Annotated in this window: 15 protein-coding genes and 4 riboswitches; of the genes, 10 read left to right on the top strand and 5 right to left on the bottom strand. The window is 73.8% G+C overall.

Going from position 1 to position 18,258, the window contains the following annotated elements; translation table 11 throughout:
• The gene (locus ACIO9K_RS33825; RefSeq protein WP_400335551.1) at positions 1–714 is read right to left on the bottom strand and encodes a TNT domain-containing protein; all 714 of its coding nucleotides are present in this window, start codon (positions 712–714) and stop codon (positions 1–3) included.
• 675 nt (positions 715–1,389) lie between these two features.
• Between ACIO9K_RS33825 and ACIO9K_RS33820 the strand changes: the two genes are divergently transcribed.
• A complete protein-coding gene (locus ACIO9K_RS33820; protein WP_400335549.1) occupies positions 1,390–1,716 on the top strand; it encodes a hypothetical protein in 327 nt (108 codons plus the stop codon).
• Between the two features lie 114 nt (positions 1,717–1,830).
• Here ACIO9K_RS33820 and ACIO9K_RS33815 read toward each other — a convergent pair whose 3' ends face one another.
• A complete protein-coding gene (locus ACIO9K_RS33815; protein WP_400335547.1) occupies positions 1,831–2,775 on the bottom strand; it encodes a nitrilase-related carbon-nitrogen hydrolase in 945 nt (314 codons plus the stop codon).
• Positions 2,776–3,029: 254 nt separating this feature from the next.
• Positions 3,030–3,221: riboswitch (cobalamin riboswitch) on the top strand.
• A gap of 215 nt (positions 3,222–3,436) precedes the next feature.
• Here ACIO9K_RS33815 and ACIO9K_RS33810 point away from each other — a divergent pair.
• Genes ACIO9K_RS33810 through ACIO9K_RS33790 form a run of 5 tightly spaced genes read left to right on the top strand, consistent with a single transcriptional unit; the run spans position 3,437 to position 8,843 of the window.
• Positions 3,437–4,936 (top strand): CoA-acylating methylmalonate-semialdehyde dehydrogenase, encoded by a 1,500-nt coding sequence (locus ACIO9K_RS33810; RefSeq protein ID WP_400335545.1) that lies wholly within the window; start codon positions 3,437–3,439, stop codon positions 4,934–4,936.
• Between the two features lie 7 nt (positions 4,937–4,943).
• On the top strand, positions 4,944–6,083 hold the full coding sequence (locus ACIO9K_RS33805; RefSeq protein ID WP_400335543.1) for an acyl-CoA dehydrogenase family protein: 1,140 nt from the start codon (positions 4,944–4,946) through the stop codon (positions 6,081–6,083).
• Positions 6,083–7,156: an enoyl-CoA hydratase/isomerase family protein gene (locus ACIO9K_RS33800; RefSeq protein ID WP_400335540.1), complete on the top strand. Its 1,074-nt coding sequence runs from the start codon at positions 6,083–6,085 to the stop codon at positions 7,154–7,156. Before ACIO9K_RS33805 ends, ACIO9K_RS33800 begins: the two co-directional genes overlap by 1 nt.
• A complete protein-coding gene (mmsB, locus tag ACIO9K_RS33795; protein ID WP_400335538.1) occupies positions 7,153–8,070 on the top strand; it encodes a 3-hydroxyisobutyrate dehydrogenase in 918 nt (305 codons plus the stop codon). Before ACIO9K_RS33800 ends, mmsB begins: the two co-directional genes overlap by 4 nt.
• Positions 8,067–8,843 carry an enoyl-CoA hydratase gene (locus ACIO9K_RS33790; protein ID WP_400335536.1) on the top strand — a complete coding sequence of 259 codons (777 nt, stop codon included), beginning with the start codon at positions 8,067–8,069 and terminating at the stop codon, positions 8,841–8,843. Before mmsB ends, ACIO9K_RS33790 begins: the two co-directional genes overlap by 4 nt.
• A gap of 46 nt (positions 8,844–8,889) precedes the next feature.
• Here the strand turns inward: ACIO9K_RS33790 and cobF are convergent, their stop codons facing one another.
• Positions 8,890–9,648 carry a precorrin-6A synthase (deacetylating) gene (cobF, locus tag ACIO9K_RS33785; protein ID WP_400335534.1) on the bottom strand — a complete coding sequence of 253 codons (759 nt, stop codon included), beginning with the start codon at positions 9,646–9,648 and terminating at the stop codon, positions 8,890–8,892.
• Positions 9,649–9,784: 136 nt separating this feature from the next.
• Positions 9,785–9,924: riboswitch (cobalamin riboswitch) on the top strand.
• Between the two features lie 99 nt (positions 9,925–10,023).
• Here cobF and ACIO9K_RS33780 point away from each other — a divergent pair.
• Both ACIO9K_RS33780 and ACIO9K_RS33775 read left to right on the top strand, forming a co-directional pair.
• Complete coding sequence (locus ACIO9K_RS33780; RefSeq protein ID WP_400335531.1) at positions 10,024–11,097, top strand: prenyltransferase/squalene oxidase repeat-containing protein; 1,074 nt, start codon at positions 10,024–10,026, stop codon at positions 11,095–11,097.
• Between the two features lie 41 nt (positions 11,098–11,138).
• Positions 11,139–11,618: a flagellar hook-length control protein FliK gene (locus ACIO9K_RS33775; protein ID WP_350875822.1), complete on the top strand. Its 480-nt coding sequence runs from the start codon at positions 11,139–11,141 to the stop codon at positions 11,616–11,618.
• 66 nt (positions 11,619–11,684) lie between these two features.
• On the opposite strand, the gene ACIO9K_RS33770 is transcribed toward ACIO9K_RS33775, so the two are convergent.
• The gene (locus ACIO9K_RS33770; RefSeq protein ID WP_400335527.1) at positions 11,685–12,032 is read right to left on the bottom strand and encodes a hypothetical protein; all 348 of its coding nucleotides are present in this window, start codon (positions 12,030–12,032) and stop codon (positions 11,685–11,687) included.
• A gap of 108 nt (positions 12,033–12,140) precedes the next feature.
• Positions 12,141–13,568, bottom strand: a complete 1,428-nt coding sequence (locus ACIO9K_RS33765; protein ID WP_400335524.1) for a hypothetical protein — start codon at positions 13,566–13,568, stop codon at positions 12,141–12,143.
• Between the two features lie 133 nt (positions 13,569–13,701).
• Positions 13,702–13,778, bottom strand: a riboswitch (cobalamin riboswitch).
• Between the two features lie 77 nt (positions 13,779–13,855).
• Positions 13,856–13,999: riboswitch (cobalamin riboswitch) on the top strand.
• Positions 14,000–14,102: 103 nt separating this feature from the next.
• On the opposite strand from ACIO9K_RS33765, the gene ACIO9K_RS33760 reads away from it, so the two are divergent.
• Both ACIO9K_RS33760 and ACIO9K_RS33755 read left to right on the top strand, forming a co-directional pair.
• Entirely contained in the window at positions 14,103–17,081 is a 2,979-nt protein-coding gene (locus tag ACIO9K_RS33760) for a prenyltransferase/squalene oxidase repeat-containing protein (RefSeq protein WP_400335522.1), read from the top strand.
• Positions 17,078–18,253 (top strand): hypothetical protein, encoded by a 1,176-nt coding sequence (locus tag ACIO9K_RS33755; protein ID WP_400335520.1) that lies wholly within the window; start codon positions 17,078–17,080, stop codon positions 18,251–18,253. The genes ACIO9K_RS33760 and ACIO9K_RS33755 overlap by 4 nt, the downstream gene beginning before the upstream one ends.
• The last annotated feature ends 5 nt before the right edge of the window (positions 18,254–18,258 follow it).

Raw genomic sequence — 18,258 nt, 5'->3', positions numbered from 1 at the left:
TCAGGCGTCGTTCTGGCTCGACTGGCAGAAGTCCTTGTCGGCGGTGTGCTCGGTCAGGTACCCGGCGGTGATGAGGCCGGCGACGTCGTACGTGCCCGGGATGTCGCCCGGCTTCAGGGCCGGGTCGAGCCACTGCTGGAGTCCGTTGCCCGGCTGGGAGAACGCGCCCGCGATGTGCCCCTGCTGGACGTTGAACGGCCTCTGCACCTCGAAGCAGTGGTAGTTGTCCTCGCCCCCGTTGAGGGAGTCCGGCGGAAGGGCTCGCTGGGGGAACGGCGTGCCGCCGGGGGCGAGGAACGAGCCGTAGGCGCTGTTCCCGAAGCGGTCCAGCTTCTGGTGCTCCGTCATGCTCTGTACGGCCATGTCGAGGGTGCCGTTGTTGTCGGTGAAGCCGTTGTGGTCCGGGTACTTCCACCCCCTCCAGTCCCGGTACCAGTCCAGGAAGCGCACCGGCGTCACTCCGCCCAGCCGGTCGTAGCCCGCCAGCAGCTTGGTCAGCACGGAGTCCGTCGGCAGGGTGACCGGGCCGAGTTCCTTCCGGGTGCAGAGGTAGTTCTCGGCGCCGGCATCGCGGACCTTGGGGACGCCCTCGCACTCCGTGATCGGAACCCCTCGGGAGGCGGAGGACTGGGCGGCGGCGGTGCCGGTGGCGGCCAGCCCCGTCAGGGGTAGGGCGATCGCCAGTGAGAGGGCGGCGAGAGTGGGGGTGCGCATGGGCGGGCGGCTCCGTTCGGGGTGCGGGGCGGGGAGGGGGCTGGGCGGGTTGCGGCCGTCGGCGCGTACGGCGGACCGTGTGGCCGCCGGACCCGCGCACAGTTACGCACGGCGATTTGCCGTCGTGCACGCACAAGATGCCCGACGCCACTGGTGCCCACCCGTTCGGCCGATGCCGCTGACGGATGCTCGGCTCGCGGGAGCCGGACCTGTCCCGCCCCGTCCGGCTCCCTCGCCCTCATCCAGCCCTCCGCCTTCACCGGGGTAGCGCTTGGCAGGCGACCCCGCGCGCCTTGGTGGCGGCTGTCACGCTTCGGCACATGCGGAGCCTCTCCGGTGGTGCCGTAGCATCCGGATGGCAAAATGCACACTTTTTAGCGGGGGAGAGTACTGCACTTGTTCAAGAGATCGACGGCCGTGCCGGCCGGGGCGGCCGCACGGGCGGCCTGCGCGGCCGTGCTGATGGTGTCGGGCGCCCTGGTGCTCGGCTCGTGCTCATCCGCGGGGTCGCCGGGTGGAGGGCGGGAAACGCCGAGCGAGCCCACACGTGTCGAGTCCCGGGAGGAGGCGCTGGCCCGGGCGGATCGGGTCCAGGACCACGTGCGCGAGCTGACGGGCCTCGAGCGGGATCCGTGGGGCAAGCTCATCGGCTACTACAGGTGCAAGGGGCGGGGGTTGGGTATCGCCGATGAGGGCGAGGCGTACCAGCTCAGTTCGGGGAACCTGTTGAAGGCCACGGACGACCAGCGTCCCGAGGTGCTGCGGGCGCTGCGGGAGAAGCTGGCGGGCGAGGGCTTCAAGATCACCTCGTCGGCGTCCGGTGCGGACGCTCAGTCCACCCCGCCCACCTGGGAGTTCGATGCCGTCCACGAGTCCGACGGCTACACCGTTTCGGCGGGCGCGTCGAAGCCCGGCCAGGGTGTGAGTGTGATGGTCGTCCTGCCCTGCCAGGCCCCGCCGTCCGCCGGTGCGGCTTCGCCCGCTCCGACGGCCACCACCTGAGGTCGGCGCGGCGGTTACGTCAACTACGCTACTGGAAAAGGTGGTTGGCGTCAGTCCCGGCACGTCGACTCGGGGCGGCGGGACGCCCCGGCGTGGGTGCGCCGGGGCGTCCGGTCAGGCGTCGGTGCGGCTCGCCGCGGTCAGCGGGGCGTACAGCTCGGGGCGGCGGGTGCGCAGCAGGCCGAACTCCCGCCAGTCCCGGCACTGGTCGAGGTCGAGGTCGGCGACGAGGACGGCGGGCCGGTCGCGCGGGGCGCGGAGCAGGATCCGGCCGTACGGGTCGGAGATGAACGACGAGCCGTAGAAGGTGGATCGGCCCTCCGTCCCGATCCGGTTGGGCACGATCATGAACAGCGCGTTGGCGAGGCCGTTGGCGCTGATGGCGTGCTCCCACATGGGCCGGGTGTCGAAGTCCGGGAGGTCCACCTCGGAGCCGATGGCGGTGGGGTGGACGAGGACTTCGGCGCCGCCGAGCGCGTAGGCGCGGGCGAGTTCGGGGAACCACTCGTCCCAGCAGGTGGGGAAGCCGAAGGCGGCGCCCTGGTGGGCCAGGACGGGGAACCCGCTGTCGCCGGGGCGGAAGCACAGGTCCTCGCGGTAGCCGGGGAAGGCCGGGATGTGGTTCTTCCGGGTCCTGGCGACGAGGGTGCCGTCGCGGTCCACGCAGACGGCCGTGTTGTAGCCGAGGCCGCCGTCCTCGGCGCGCTCGTACAGGGAGGCGTGGACGCTGATGCCGAGTTCGGCGGCGAGTTCGGCGGCGAGGCGGGTGGTGGGCCCCGTCTCGACGTCCTCCAGGTGGCGGGCGGCGCCTTCTCCCATCGGGTCGTCGGTGTTGCAGAAGTAGGGACTGCGGGTCAGCTCGGGCAGGCACACCATCGTCGCGCCCTGCGCGGCGGCGAGTGCCACGCCCTCGCGCAGTCGGGCGTCGTGCTCGGCCGGGTCGGCGTACCAGCGCATCTGCACGAGCCCGACGCGCAGCGGCGCGCGTTCGGCCGGCCTGGTGCGGCCGGGGGAGCCGAGCGGGGAGCCGAAGGAGGTGAGGACGGCGTACGAGGTCACGGGTGTTCCTTCTGTTCTCTGGCGCTGATACGGAGGTGCCGGTGAAGGCCCTGCGATATAACTGAAAGTTCAGTCAGCTTTGCTGGCGTGGTGAAAATGTAGCCATGCCGGAACGTTCCGGCAAGGGGTGGCCAGCGAATGGTGTGCGGCTGTGCGGCTGTGCGGCTGTGCGGCTGTGCGGCGACCGCGTCGGGCAGGAGATCGGCGCGGTGGAAACCCGATGGCGCAACGCGCGTGCGGGCCTCTGGACTTACTAGGACGTCCAACTATATGGTCGACGGCAGGTCCGCGGTGTCAGGGAAGCCGGTGTGAGTCCGGCACGGTCCCGCCACTGTGACCGGGGAGTTCGTCCTCGCAGACGAAGGCCACTGGCAGCCAGCCGGGAAGGCCTGGGGGCGTGCGGTGATCCGGGAGTCAGGATACCGGCCGCGGGTGTTCCGTGTTTTCCACGAGGATGGAGACGACACGCATGACCCCGGGCTGCTCCCGCTCCACTGCCGCTCCTGGTCGTCCCGTGCCCACGGCCGCCGGGGCGTCCACGCCCTGACGTTCCGTTCCGCCGCCGCACGCCCGTGCCGCGGGGCGCACCACCGTGCGCCCGCCGACCCGCGGCGGCCTCCGATCCTCCTCCTCTCCCCACCCTGTCGAGAGAAGGAACCCGATGGTCCGAGAACTGACCCACTTCGTCGCCGGCAAGCCCACCGCCGGCACCTCCGGTCGCTTCGGCGACGTGTACGACCCCAACACCGGCCGGGTGCAGGCCCGGGTGCCGCTGGCGAGCCGGGCCGAGGTCGAGGCGGTGATCGCCGACGCCGCGCAGGCCCAGCCCGGGTGGGCCGGGTGGAACCCGCAGCGACGCGCCCGCGTCCTGCTGCGCTTCCTCCAACTCGTCGAGCAGGAGAAGGAGGAACTGGCCCGGCTGCTGTCCGCCGAGCACGGCAAGACCGTGGCCGATGCCCACGGGGACGTCCAGCGCGGCCTGGAGGTCGTGGAGTTCGCCGCCGGCATCCCGCACCTGCTGAAGGGCGAGTTCAGCGACAACGCGGGCACCGGCATCGACGTGTACTCGATGCGCCAGCCGCTCGGCGTGGTCGCGGGCATCACGCCGTTCAACTTCCCGGCGATGATCCCGCTCTGGAAGGCCGCACCCGCCATCGCCTGCGGCAACGCCTTCGTCCTCAAGCCCTCGGAGCGCGACCCCTCGGTGCCGCTGCGCCTCGCCGAACTGTTCCTGGAGGCCGGGCTGCCGCCGGGCGTGCTGAACGTGGTCCACGGCGGCAAGGATGCCGTGGACACCCTGCTGGAGGACCCGCGGGTGCAGGCGGTCGGGTTCGTCGGCTCCACGCCGATCGCCCAGTACGTGTACGCCACCGCCGCCGCGCACGGGAAGCGGGCACAGTGCTTCGGCGGTGCCAAGAACCACCTGGTCGTGATGCCGGACGCCGACCTCGACCAGGCCGCGGACGCGCTGATCGGCGCCGGCTACGGCTCGGCCGGCGAGCGCTGCATGGCGATCTCGGTGGCCGTCCCGGTGGGGGAGGAGACCGCCGACGCCCTGGTGGCCAAACTGGTCGAGCGGATCGCCGCGTTGAAGGTCGGGCGCTCGGACGACCCGGCGGCGGACTTCGGCCCGCTGGTCGGCGCCGACGCGCTGGAGCGGGTCCGCGGCTACCTGGACCTCGGGGTCGAGGAGGGCGCCGAACTCGTGGTCGACGGGCGGGACTTCCGGCTGGAGGGGCACGAGGGCGGCTACTTCCTCGGCGCCTCGCTGTTCGACCGCGTCACGGCGGACATGCGGATCTACCGGGAGGAGATCTTCGGCCCCGTCCTGACCGTGCTCCGCGCCGCCGACTACGAGGAGGCGCTGCGCCTGCCCAGCGAGCACGAGTTCGGCAACGGCGTGGCCATCTACACCCGGGACGGCGACACGGCACGGGACTTCGCGCGCCGGGTGAACACCGGCATGGTCGGCGTCAACGTGCCGATCCCCGTGCCGGTCGCGTACCACACCTTCGGCGGCTGGAAGCGCTCCGGGTTCGGCGACCTCAACCAGCACGGGCCGGACTCGATCCGCTTCTACACCCGCACCCGCACCGTCACCTCGCGCTGGCCCTCCGGGGTCAAGGAGGGCGCGAGCTTCACCATCCCGACGATGGGCTGAGGGCGCCGTGCACGACCTCACAGAGGACCAGCTCGCCATCGCCGCGACCACCCGGGCCTTCGCCCGCGAACACCTGGCGCCGAACGCGGTCGCGTGGGACCAGGCCAAGCACTTCCCGGTGGACGTGCTGCGCAAGGCGGCGGACGTCGGCCTGGCCGGTGTCTACGTCCGCGAGGAGTCCGGCGGCTCCGGACTCACCCGCGCCGACGGCGTGCTCGTGTTCGAGGCGCTGGCCACCGGCTGCCCGTCCATCGCCGCCTACCTGTCCATCCACAACATGGTCGCCTGGATGATCGACCGCTACGGCGACGACGCCCAGCGCGTCCGGTGGCTGCCGGGTCTCAGCGCCATGGCGACCCCCGCCAGCTACTGCCTCACCGAGCCCGGCGCGGGCTCGGACGCGGCGGCACTGACCACCCGGGCCCGCCGGGACGGGGACCACTGGGTCCTCGACGGCGTCAAGCAGTTCATCTCGGGCGCCGGCGTCTCCCGGGTCTACCTGGTGATGGCCCGCACCGGCGGGCCGGGGGCCGGCGGGGTGTCCGCGTTCGTCGTCGAACGCGAGGACGCCGGTGTCTCGTTCGGTCCCGACGAGAAGAAGATGGGGTGGAACGCCCAGCCCACCCGCCAGGTGCTCCTGGACGGCGTCCGGCTCCCGGCCGACCGCCTCCTCGGAGCCGAGGGCGAGGGCTTCCGGATCGCCATGAACGGGCTGAACGGAGGCCGGCTCGGCATCGCCGCCTGCTCCCTCGGCGGAGCGCAGGACGCCCTGGAGCGGGCCACCGGCTACCTGGCGGACCGCGAGGCGTTCGGCGCCCGGCTCCTGCACGCCCAGGCGCTGCAGTTCCGGCTCGCCGACATGGCCACGGAGCTGGAGGCGGCCAGATCGCTGCTCTGGCGGGCCGCCTCGGCCCTGGACCGGGGGGACCCGAGGGCCCCGGAGCTGTGCGCGATGGCCAAGCGGCACGCCACCGACACCGGCTTCGAGGTCGCCAACCAGGCGCTCCAACTGCACGGCGGCTACGGCTACCTGGCCGAGTACGGCATCGAGAAGATCGTCCGCGACCTGCGGGTGCACCAGATCCTGGAAGGAACCAACGAGATCATGCGCGTCATCGTCGCCCGCGGCCTGATCGGGGCCGCGTGATGGCCGGGAACGACCTCGACGAGGTCCTGGTCCACCGCGAGGGCCGGGCGGGCCTGATCGTCCTCAACCGCCCCGCGGCCCTGAACGCCCTCACCCACGGCATGGTGCGGAGCATCTCCGACGCCCTGGACGCGTGGGAGGAGGACGAGCGGGTCGAAACCGTGGTCATCACCGGCGCCGGTGAGCGGGCCTTCTGCGCCGGCGGCGACATCGTCGCCATCCACCGCGCCGCCACCGGCGCGGACCCGGGCGCCGTCGAGGAGTTCTGGCGCGACGAGTACCGCCTCAACGCCCGCATCGCCCGCTACCCCAAGCCCTACGTCGCGCTCATGAGCGGCATCGTGATGGGCGGCGGGGTCGGGGTCTCCGCCCACGGCAGCGTCCGGATCGTCACCGAGACCACGCGCGTCGCCATGCCCGAGGCCGGCATCGGCTTCGTCCCCGACGTCGGCGGCACCTACCTGCTCGCCCTCGCGCCCGGCGAGTCGGGCACCCACCTGGCCCTGACCGCAGGTTCCGTCGAGGCCGGTGACGCGCTGCTGTGCGGCCTCGCCGACCACTTCGTCCCGGCCGAGCGGCTGCCCGCGCTGCTGGACGACCTGGCCGAACTCCCCGTGCACGACGCCCTCGAACGCAACGTCGGGCCCGCACCGGCCGGCGTGCTGGACGGCCGGCGGGCCTGGATCGACCACTGCTACGGGGCCGACACCGTGGAGGAGATCCTCGACCGCCTGCGGGACAGCGGCGAACCGGAGGCCAAGAAGGCCGCGGACCGGATCGCCGCCAACTCGCCCGCCGCCGTGAAGGCCACCCTCGCCGCCCTGCGCCGGGCCCGCACCCTCGGCCCGCTGGAGGCCGTCCTCGACCAGGAGTACCGGACCTCCTGCGCGGCGCTCTCCACACCGGACCTGGCCGAGGGGATCCGCGCCCAGGTGATCGACAAGGACCGTTCCCCGCGGTGGAGCCCGTCGACGCTGAGCGCCGTCGGGCCCGCCGCGGTGGCCCGCTACTTCGCCCCGCTCGGCGACCGGGAACTCGGCCTGGCCCCCACCACACCCCTGGAGCGCTGGTGACCCACCGCAACGGAGTCAACGGATTCAACGGAGTCATCGGATTCATCGGACTCGGCAACATGGGCGGCCCGATGGCCGCCAACCTCGCCGAGGCCGGGCACACCGTGACCGGCTACGACCTGGCACCCGAGGCGCTGCGGCGGGCGGAGGAGGGCGGCGTCCGTCCGGCGCGGTCCGCGACCGAGGCGGTGCGGGAGGCCGACGTCGTCATCAGCATGCTGCCGGCCGGCCGGCACGTGCTGGCCGCCTACGCGGACCTGCTGCCCGCCGCCCGCCCGGGAACGCTCTTCGTCGACTGCTCCACGATCGACGTCGCGGACGCCCGGGCGGCGCACGACCTGGCCGTGACCGCCGGGCACCGGGCGGTGGACGCGCCGGTCTCCGGCGGGGTGGTCGGTGCCACGGCCGCGAGCCTCACCTTCATGGTCGGAGCCGCCGAGCCGGACTTCGAGGCGGTCCGACCGGTGCTGGAGGCGATGGGCCGCAAGGTCGTGCACTGCGGATCCCCCGGAGCGGGGCAGGCCGCGAAGATCTGCAACAACATGATCCTGGGCATCTCGATGATCGCGGTCAGCGAGGCCTTCGTGCTCGGAGAGAGCCTCGGACTCAGCCACCAGGCCCTCTACGACGTCGCCTCGACCGCCTCCGGCCAGTGCTGGGCGCTCACCACCAACTGCCCCGTCCCCGGGCCGGTGCCGACCAGCCCGGCCAACCGCGACTACGCGGCCGGGTTCGCCGCCGCCCTGATGGCCAAGGACCTCGGACTCGCCGCCGGGGCCGCCGACGCCGCGGGCCTGCCCACGAACCTCGGACGCAGGGCGGCACAGCTGTACGCGGACTTCGCGCAGGCCGACGGCGGCGCCGGCCTGGACTTCTCGGCGATCATCACCACCCTGCGGGAGGACGGCAAGTGACCGACTACGAGACGATCCTGGTCGAGCGCAAGGGCCGGGTGGGGCTGATCACGCTCGACCGGCCCAAGGCGCTCAACGCGCTCAACACCCAGCTGATGAACGAAGTCGTGCAGGCGGCAACGGAGTTCGACCGTGCCCCGGAGATCGGCTGTCTGGTGATCACCGGCTCGGAGAAGGCGTTCGCGGCCGGCGCCGACATCAAGGAGATGCAGGGCAACCGGTTCCCGGACGTCTACCTGGACGACTGGCTGGGCCCCTGGGACCGGCTCGGCGCGCTGCGCAAGCCGGTCGTGGCGGCCGTGGCCGGGTTCGCGCTGGGCGGCGGCTGCGAGCTGGCGATGCTGTGCGACGTCCTCCTGGCGGCGGACACCGCGAAGTTCGGGCAGCCGGAGATCAAGCTCGGCGTGATCCCGGGCATCGGCGGCTCGCAGCGGCTGACCCGGGCGGTCGGCAAGGCGAAGGCGATGGAACTGTGCCTGACCGGCCGGATGATGGGCGCCGAGGAGGCCGAGCGGGCCGGCCTGGTCTCCCGGATCGTCCCGGCGGGCCAACTGCTGGCCGAGGCGCTGACGGTGGCCGGGACGATCGCGGCGATGTCCACCCCGGCAGCGGTCATGCTCAAGGAGAGCGTCAACCGCTCGTACGAGACCACGCTCGCCGAGGGCGTGCGCTTCGAACGGCGCCTGTTCCACGCCACCTTCGCGACGGCGGACCAGAAGGAGGGCATGGCGGCCTTCGCCGAGAAGCGCCCGCCGGAGTTCCTTCACCGCTGACGGTCCGAGCGGTTCGCCGCCCCTCGTCCGGGGCGGCGCACGTCGGTCAGCTCTCGGAGCGCCGCAGCAGGTAGGTGTCCATGATCCAGCCCTTGCTCTCGCGGGCCGACTCGCGCAGCTCGCGGATCCGCGGGGCGGCTTCGGCAAGCGGGCCGGCGACGAGGATCTCGTCGGGGGTGCCGAGGTAGGCGCCGTAGTGGATCTCCAGCCCCTCCGGGTCGATCTCGGCGAAGGCGGCCCGGCCGTCGAGCATCACCACGACGTCGTCCACGCCCTCGGGGAAGCCCTCGGCCAGACGGCGGCCGGTGGTGATCTGCACAGGGCGGCCCACCCGGGTCAGCGTGGTGCGGTGGCGGGCGGCGAGTGCGGAGACGCTGCTGATGCCCGGGACCACCTCGTAGTCGAAGACGACGGTGCCGCGGACCCGTACGTCCTCCACCACGGCGATGACACTGTCGTAGAGGCTCGGATCCCCCCAGACCAGGAACGCGCCCGTCTCGCCCTCACCGAGGTGCTCGACCGCCAACCGCTCGACCAGATCGGCACGGCGGACGCGCCAGTCGTCCACGGCGGCCGCGTACGCCGGGGTGGTGCGGTCCCGCTCCGCGTCCGGCACCTCCACCACGCGGTGCCCGGGTCGCCCGTGCTCGGTCAGCATCCGGCGCCGTAGCTGGATCAGGTCCTGCCGTTCCTCGTTCTTGTCGAGGATGAAGAAGACGTCCGTGCGGGCGAGTGCCTTGACCGCCTGGAGGGTGAGGTGGTCGGGGTCGCCCGCGCCGATGCCGATGACGAGAATGCTCCGCATGTTCCGCATGTTCCGCATGGGAGGAATTCTGCCGTCCAGGACACCCTGATCACGCCGGCAGCCGGGAGGAGCGCGTCGCGAAGCCCGGTGCGGACCACCGTGATGTGACGCACGAACCCTTGACCGGATCTTTTCCGTATCGCCATGATGGGCCGTCATGTTGTGACTCCGCCGCCGGGGGAAGTCCGGTCCGAATCCGGCGCTGACCCGCAACGGTAGGCCGCCGATTCACGTCGGCGGCGAGCCCGAGTACCCGGCGGCGGAGGTGTGTCGTCCCCTCCTCCCGTCGTGGTCTGCGGGCCGGAGCTCCGAGGGCTGCCCGGCTTGTCGCCGCCGTCCTCCGGGCCCCTGCGTGCGGGCCCGGAAAGGCCCACCGTGTCCTCGTTCCGACGCCCCCTGCGCCTCTTCGCGATACCCGCGCTCGCCCTCGCCACCGTCCTCCCGGCGGCCGCCGCCGCCCAGGCCGCGCCTGCTGCCGCGACCTCGTCCCCGACGCTCCGCCCCGACGCCGCCGCCGGCGGCTGGCTCGCCCGCCAGCTCGTCGACGGCGACCACTTCGAGTCCGTCTTCAACGGGACCGCCTACCCCGACCAGGGCCTGACCATCGACGCCGTGCTGGCCTTCGCCGCCTCGCACAGCTCCGACCAGGCCGCCGCGAAGGCCACCGCCTGGCTGGCCAAGCCCGAGATCATCACCGGCTACCTCGGCGACGGCACCACCGAGGCCTACGCGGGCGCGACCGCCAAGCTGCTGCTCGCCGTCGAGGTGCGCGGCGGGAACCCGACGGCCTTCGGCGGCGTCGACCTGCCCGCCCGGCTGCGCTCGCTCCAGACCGCCGACGGCCGGTTCTCCGACCGCTCGCAGTGGGGCGACTACAGCAACGCCTTCGGCCAGTCCCTGGCCGTGATCGCCCTGCACCGCACGGCCGGTGGCGCCCCGGCGGCGGCTGTCGACTTCCTCGCCAACAGCCAGTGCGCGGACGGCGGTTACCCGCTGTCCTTCGGCCAGGCCACCTGCACCAGCGACCCGGACGCCACCGCGCTCGCCGCCCAGGCCCTCGCCGCGACCGGCCGCACCGCCAAGGCGAACACCGGGCTCGGCTGGCTGACCGCCCACCAGAACGCCGACGGCGGCTTCTCGGCTGCCGGGGCCGCCGCGTCCAACGCCAACACCACCGGCCTCGCCACGCAGGCGCTGCTGGCCGGCGGGCGCTTCGGGGCCGGTCTCAAGGGCTGGAGCAGTCTCGTCAAGCTCCAGCAGGGCTGCTCCGCCGACCCGGCGGTGCGCGGGGCCGTCGCCTACGACGCGAACGGCTTCAACGCGGCCACCGGTGCCCGGGCCACGGCACAGGCCGTCCTCGGCCTGGCCGGCACCCCGCTGGCCGCCCTCTCCGCCGCCGGTGCCCGCCCGGACGCGCCCGTGCCGGCCTGCCCGGCGACCACCCGCTGACCACCCGCTGACCACTCGCTGACCCCGAAAGGAGAGCTCCGATGACCGACACCCTGGCGCCCGCGCGCCCGGCCCGCCGTACCCTCGGCTCGATCGCCGCCGCCGCCGCTCTGACCGCAGGCCTGCTCGGCGTCTCCGCCGTCCAGGCCCCGCAGGCGCGGGCCGCCGCCTGTGACGGCACCACCGGCGTCACCGTCGTGGTCGACTTCACCGCCGTCGGCGGCGGCATCCAGACCGGCTGCGCACCCGGCGACCCGGCCAGCGGCCTGGCCGCGCTGACCGGCGCCGGGTTCGCGTACACCTTCCACCCGCGCTACCCGGGCTTCGTCTGCACCATCAACGCCCTGCCGACGACCTGCACCAACCCCACCGGCAGCGCCTACTGGTCGTACTGGCACGCCCAGCACGGTGGCCCCTGGTCCTACAGCAACCTGGGCGCGGGCAGCTACAACCCGGCACCCGGCGACGTCGAGGGCTGGTCCTTCGGCGCCGGCGCCCAGCCAGGCGTCACCGCGCCCTGACCCCCGGGGACACCCCGGTGCCCCGGCCCCTCCGGAAGGGGGGCCGGGGCACCGCGTACCCGTGGCTCAGCTGCCGTGAGATGCCCTCCGGCGGCGGACGAAGCGCTCGACCAGCAGTACGGTGGCGACGGCCGCCACGGTGAACAGCAGCGTGTTGGCCACGATGCCGCCCGTGGCCAGCCAGCCGGGTTCCTCGCCGTTAGGCAGCGTGGTGTCGGTGAACAGCCCGCCGATGCCGGTCAGCACCCCTCGTGCGAGGTAGACGGCGGCCAGCGCAGCAAGGCCGACGGGAAGGGTGAGGACGATCGACGCGAGGTAGTAACGCCCGTTCTCCGTCAGCCCGCCCAGGACGGCCAGTCCGCCGACCAAGGCCACATAGCCGCCCGCCACCCATCTGGAAACACCCGTCGGCATCCGTTCCCCCCGTCCTGTCGGTCCGGCGGCGGATCCGTCGGGCCATCGTGGTTCTGTCCCGCCGGAGGGGAGGCGATCCGTGGTCGGCTCCCCTCCGGCGCAGTGCGGTCAGCTGCCGTAGCGCAGCGAGACGGTGTCGCCGAGGTGGACCGTGGTGGCCCGGGTGGCGCCGGTCGCGGCGCCGCCGTCCAGGCCGACCTGCCAGGTGGACGAGCCGCTGTTGGCCGTGCCGTTGAGCGCGGTGACGGTGCCGCCGCCGGTGGACGGCGTGACGGAGGTGACGCAGCCGCCCGGGGTGGCGCTGCCTGCCGCGTCGAGGACGTCGCCGAGGGTTGCGGTGGTGCCGGTCGGGGTGAGGGTGACGGCGCAGACCTTGGGCGTGCCCGTGCCGTCGTCGACGACCAGGGCGAGCCTGGCGGCGGTGCCGGCGGTGAAGCCGGTGGTGGCGGCCCAGGCGGGCTCGCCGGTGGTGGTCGGGGTCGGCGGGGTGGCGGTGAAGCCGGCGCCGGCGACGGCGCGCAGGCCGTCGACGGAGGCGTAGGGGGAGGGGGTGGTGTCGGTGGGCAGGTACTTGAAGCCGCCGCCGGGCTTGAACTGCTGGGCGATCAGGAAGTCGACGGGGCTCTTGCCGGTGCCGCTGGTGAAGTCGGTGCCCTGGGGGTTGATGCCGCAGGCGTTGAGGCCGGAGACGGCCCAGCCGTTGGAGTCGGTGTTGACGCCGAACATGGCGTTGAAGGCGCCGGAGGCGGTGAGCTTGCCCTTGAGGAAGTTCTTGGCGGCGACGATCGCCGGGTCGGTGGCGGCGACGCCCCCGGTGCAGAGCGAGGCCATGGCGGCGCCGGTCATGTCGATGTCGCTGCCCTGGGCGAGGGCGTTCGGGTCGCCCGCGGCCTTGCTGAAGTTCCAGCCGCCATCGTTGTGCTGGTTGGCGCGCACCGCGGTGACGGAGGCGTCGAGCAGCGGCTGCGGGACGCGAGGGCTGCCGGCCTGGGTTTTGGCGCCCGCGAGGGCGAGGAGGCCGAAGACGGTGCCGTTGAAGTTGGCGGACGGGCCGTAGTAGCCGGGTTCGGCGGTCTGCCAGTAGGCGGCGAGGTCGGCGACGAGGTTGCGGCCCGGGCCGACCCGGGCGGGGTCGATGCCGGCGGCGTAGGCGTTGAGGATGCCGCGCTCGTAGTCCGTGACGACCGGCGAGGCGCTCGGCCAGCCGGGGGCGGCGAGCTGGCCGCGGTAGACCAGGCGGGCGTTCTTGGTGGGGTCGCCGCCGGGGGTGACGTCCGCGGCGGCCGTGCCGGCGGCCGCGAGTGCGCTGAACGCCCACTCGTTGGAGAGCCCGCCGCCGGTGACGTAGCTGCCGTCGGCGGCCTGGAGCGACTTCAGGTAGGTGACGCCGGTGCTCTTCGAGGTGGCTATCTGGGTCGGGCTGGCCGTCGCGTGGGCGGGGACGGCGGAGAGCAGGAGCGCGCCGGCCGTCAGGGCGACGGTGACGGCGGAGGCGGCGCGGGAAGGTGTGGTCCGCGAGGGGGCGAGGAGGGACATGGGACAGGCTCCTTGGGGTGGCGGGCGCCGACCCTGCCCCGGAGTTCCGGCGTCCGTTGGAGGGCGCGCGACTGCCGGAGCGGTCGCCGCCCGGATCGCGTGGGCCGGCTTTCGCCATGGTGCGTGGCCGGGCGGGCATTCGGGCTCAGGGCGGCGCGATCGCCACCCCACACCGCTGCGCGTCAGCCCCGGATTCGCACCGGGTTCCCCCGCTCGGCCACCGCGGACGCTACCGCACGGCGCACCGGCCTACGAGGTGACGTAGTCGATATGACGACCCGTTGACTCCCGTTCGACCGGCGTGGTCTGATGAACCGATTTTTTGCCCTCGGCATTCAGGGGAAGCCGGTCCAACTCCGGCGCTGACCCGCAACCGTGGACCCACCTGTGGTGGGTGAGCCGGAATGCCTGGACCGGGGGCCTGTTCACAGAGCACTTGCGTCGTCGCGGACTACGACGCGGTCCGGACGGTCCCTGCCCAGGAGACCGTGGGCTGCGCCGTTGCGTCCTGCGTCGACCGACCAGGGAGTCGTCGTGAGGGTCAGCAGCAGTCGCACACGTCACAGGAACCGGGACCTCGCCTCCTTGGTGGTCGCCGGTGCTGTCGCGGTCGCCGCCTGCGGAAGCGTCCTGTTCGGGCGCCCCGGTACCGCGGCCGCCGACCCGATCGAGCAGTGCACGGCGACGACGGGCGCGATCGTCGCCGTCGACTTCACCCACTGGGGCGGCGGCGTCGTCCGGGGCTGCGACGCCCACCCCACGACCGGGATGAACCTGCTGCACGCCGCCGGCTTCACCACCGCCGGAACCGAGCACGACGGACCCGCCTTCATCTGCCGACTCGGAACCGGGACCTTCAACAGCGGCACCCAGTACCCGACGCCGGCCGAGGAACCCTGCGTCAACACCCCGCAGGCCACCGCGTACTGGTCGTACTGGATCGCCGAACCCGGCCAACAGGCGTGGTCCTACAGCCGGTTCGGCGCCGGGACGCAGAAGCCCAAGCCCGGCGAGGTCGAGGCCTGGGTGTACGGCGGCACCGACATCGGCGGCACCAGCGGGGCGCCGGGCTTCACGCCGGACTCCGTCCGGGCGAAGAGCGGCGGCTCGTCGGCTTCGCCGTCCGCCTCGCTGTCACCCTCGGCGACCCCGAGCCCGACTCCGACCTCGACTTCGACCGGGCCGTCCGCCACCGGTGATCCGGTGGCCGCCGCGGCCTGGCTGGCCCGTCAACTCGTCGGCGGCGACCACATGGAGAACTGGGCCGTCGAGGGCCCGGACTACCCCCGGACCGCCCTCACCGCCATCGCCCTCGCCGCCGCCGGCACGCAGGACCCGGCGCTGCGCCGGACGACCGCCTTCCTCTCCGCCCACGCCGACGCCTTCCTGTATCCCGACGGACCGGCCGGCCGGCCCGATGCGAAGGCCGCTGCACTGCTGGCCCTCGTCGCCGAGAGCACCGGTGGCGATCCCCGGGCCTTCGGCGGCCGGGACCTGATCGCCGCGCTCACCGGCCACGTCTGCACGGCGGCGGGGGAGAACGGCAAGTGCACCGCCGCCGGGGACTTCCTCGGCGCGGCCTCGCCCTGGGTCCAGTCCCTCGGCGTCATCGCCCTCCAGCGCGCCGGCGTCACGCCACCCGCCCCGGCGCTCGCCCGCTTCACGGTGCTCCAGTGCGCCGACGGCGGGGTGGCCGGATCGATGATCGTCGCCGGCGACCACTGCGAGTCCGACCCGCTCACCACCGGCCTCGCGGTCCTCGCCCTGCGCACGGCCCCCGGGTACGAGACGGCCGCGAAGAAGGCGTCGGACCAGCTCGCGGCCGGACAGCAGGCCGACGGTTCCCTCCTCCCGTACCTCGGCGCCCCCGGTGACACCATCAGCACCGCGAGCGCGGCCCAGGCGTTCAGGGCCACCGGACAGGACACCCGCCGGGCTGCCGCCACGGCCTGGCTCGCCGCCCGGCAGGGAACGGACGGCGGCTTCGGCCCCGACGCGTCGACCACCGACCCGGACCCGGCGGCCACCGAGCAGGCGATCCTGGCCCTGACCGGCACCGACCTCACCAGCGTCCGGCACAACCCGGACGCCACCACCCCGCCGACGACACCCGCCAGCACGCCGCCGACCTCGCCCGCGACCACGCCGCCCGCCGGGAGAACCCCCGACGCCGCCAAGGGCAGCGCCTACCTCACCGACCCGTCCCGCCTGATCAACGGCCGCTACTACGAGGGCTTCCCGGCCTTCGCCGACTTCGGCCTCACCATCGACGGCGCCTACGCCCTCGCGGCCACCGGCACCGACGACGCCGCGCTGCGCAGGATCGTCGACTTCCTGGACCAGCCGGGCAAGGACGCCAGCGAGCGCACCGTCAACGACTGGACCGGCATCGGCACCGAGTACGCAGGCGGCGGCTCGATCGGAAAGGAGGCGCTGCTCGCCGAGGCGGTCGGCCGCAACCCGCGCGCCTTCGGCGGCCACGACCTGATCGCCGCCCTGGCCGCCCTCGTGTGCACCAAGGCCGACCAGAGCACCGGCTGCGCGGCGCCCGGCAACTACACCTACGCGACCTCGGTGTTCTCCCAGGCGCTCGGCATCATGGCCCAGCTCCGGGCCGGGGACTCGACGAACGCGGCTCCCGCGATCGCCTACCTGAAGGGCCTCCAGCACCAGGACGGATCGTGGCCGAGCCTGATCCCCGTCACCGGTGACTCCGACGTGGACAGCACGGCGATGGCCGTCATGGCCCTCGCCCTCGTGCCGGGCGACGAAGCCGCGCGGGCCGTCGACCAGGGCCTCGGCTGGCTCGCCGCGCGGCAACTGCCCGACGGCGGCTTCCCGGGAGCGGCCGGCGACTCGACCAACTCGGCCGCGCTAGCCATCCAGGGCATGACACTGCGCCAGTCCACGTACGGCGCCCAGATCGCCAAGGCGCGCGACTTCCTGTCGGGCCAGCAGAACGGCGACGGCGGGTTCAACGTGGCCTCCGCCGGGCAGCCGGGATCGGACGTCCGCGCGTCCACGCAGGTGCTCGGCGGTGCCACCGGGATCTCGTTCGGCACGCTGTTCCGGGAGCTCGGGGGAACGTCGACGCCGACGCCCACTCCGACTTCCACCGGGACGGCGACCCCGACGGCGACCCCGACGGGTTCGCCGACCAGCACCCCGACCGGCACGCCCACGGGCACACCGACCGGCACACCTACGAACATTCCCACGAACACGCCGGGCCCGACGGGCTTGCCCGCCACGGCTGGGCCCTCGGACACCGCCGCTCCCTCGACCGGCGACGGTTCGGCCACCTGGTCGGCCGGCGGCATCGACGCCCCGGCCGATGGCAGGGGCGCGCCCGCCGGTGGCGCGGCGGCGCAGACCGGCTCCGGCAGCCTGGCCGGGACCGGAACCCAGGCCCTGACGCTGACGGCGGGTGCGGGTGTGCTGACCGCGCTCGGTGCGGCGGCGGTCCACGTCGCCCGACGCCGCGCCGCGGCCGCCCCGGGGCGGCACCGGTGAGCCGGGGACTCGGCGGGCGGCTCGGCCGGCTGTCCGGGGCGGCGGCCCTGACCTTCGCCCTCGCGTTCGGCGGCGTCGCCGCGGGCACCGCCCCTGCGTCCGCGGCGCCGCTGCCGATCGACCAGTGCACCACCACCTCCGGCGTGGTGCTCGCCGTGGACTTCAGCAAGTGGGGCGGCCCGCTGCTGCGCTCCTGCGGGACCACCCCGACCACCGGCTTCACCCTGCTCAACCAGGGCGGCTGGCAGACCACCGGGACCGGGCACGACGGTCCGGCGTTCATCTGCCGGATCGGCTACAGCGGCTTCCAGGGCGGCAAGCAGTTCCCGGCCCCGGACCAGGAGAAGTGCGTTCTGACGCCCCCGGCCACGGCCTACTGGTCGTACTGGCACGCCGATCCGGGCCAGAACGAGTGGTCCTACAGCCAGCTCGGCGCGATGAGCTACCAGCCGAAGCCCGGCAGCGTCGACCTCTGGATCTTCGGTGGCACCAACGTCGAGGGCACCGAGGGGCGGCCGGGCTTCTCACCGGACAGCGTTCGCGCGAACAACTCCAGCCCCGGTGGGCAGCCCGCCGACCCCGGCCAGGGCACCACGGGCGGCTCCGGCGGCTCCAACGGTTCCGGCGGCGGGTCGACGGGTGCCACGGGGACGACCGGCGGCAGCGGCACCGGTTCGAGCGGCGGCACCGGAAACGCGAGCGGAACCGGCAGCAGCGGCGGAACCGCCGGCACCAGCGGCGCCGGCACGGCCGGTGGCACCGGATCGGGCCGGGCCCCGGCACCCGCCAAGCCCTCGGCGGGCGGAGCCCGTCCGCCCGCGCCCGCCACCACCCCGGGGCCCGGCGCCGCCGCCACCCCCGAGGAGGGCATCACGCCGCCTGGAGCGCCCGCGCCGACGCCCGTGCCCGCCGCGCCGGTGCCGGTCGAACCGTCCACCGCTCCGCCGGCGGACGCCCCGAGCGATCAGCCGACCCCGCAGACGGTCGAGGCAGCGGCCGCGCCGATGTCCACCCCCGCCGTGCCCGGCGGCGTGGTGGACGCCAACCCGGTGGCCGACGCCCCGCACGACTCCGGGTCGATGGCCCCCGCCGTCATCGCGACCGCCCTCGTGGGGGTGCTGGGCGCGGCCACCGTGGTCGTCGCGCGACGGCGCCGCCGCCGGGCCGAGTGATCCGG

Origin of the sequence: Kitasatospora sp. NPDC087271 (assembly GCF_044744605.1) — a bacterium.
Lineage (GTDB): Bacteria > Actinomycetota > Actinomycetes > Streptomycetales > Streptomycetaceae > Kitasatospora.
The sequence above is the reverse complement of the archived record's forward strand: the minus strand, read 5'-3'. Positions and strand labels throughout refer to the sequence as shown.

Coding starts and splice junctions, on each gene's coding strand:
- ACIO9K_RS33770 (WP_400335527.1), bottom strand. CDS start 12,032: ATGCCGACGGGTGTTTCCAGATGGGTGGCGGGCGGCTATGTGGCCTTG.
- ACIO9K_RS33765 (WP_400335524.1), bottom strand. CDS start 13,568: ATGTCCCTCCTCGCCCCCTCGCGGACCACACCTTCCCGCGCCGCCTCC.
- ACIO9K_RS33775 (WP_350875822.1), top strand. CDS start 11,139: ATGACCGACACCCTGGCGCCCGCGCGCCCGGCCCGCCGTACCCTCGGC.
- ACIO9K_RS33810 (WP_400335545.1), top strand. CDS start 3,437: ATGGTCCGAGAACTGACCCACTTCGTCGCCGGCAAGCCCACCGCCGGC.
- ACIO9K_RS33825 (WP_400335551.1), bottom strand. CDS start 714: ATGCGCACCCCCACTCTCGCCGCCCTCTCACTGGCGATCGCCCTACCC.
- cobF (WP_400335534.1), bottom strand. CDS start 9,648: ATGCGGAGCATTCTCGTCATCGGCATCGGCGCGGGCGACCCCGACCAC.
- ACIO9K_RS33800 (WP_400335540.1), top strand. CDS start 6,083: ATGGCCGGGAACGACCTCGACGAGGTCCTGGTCCACCGCGAGGGCCGG.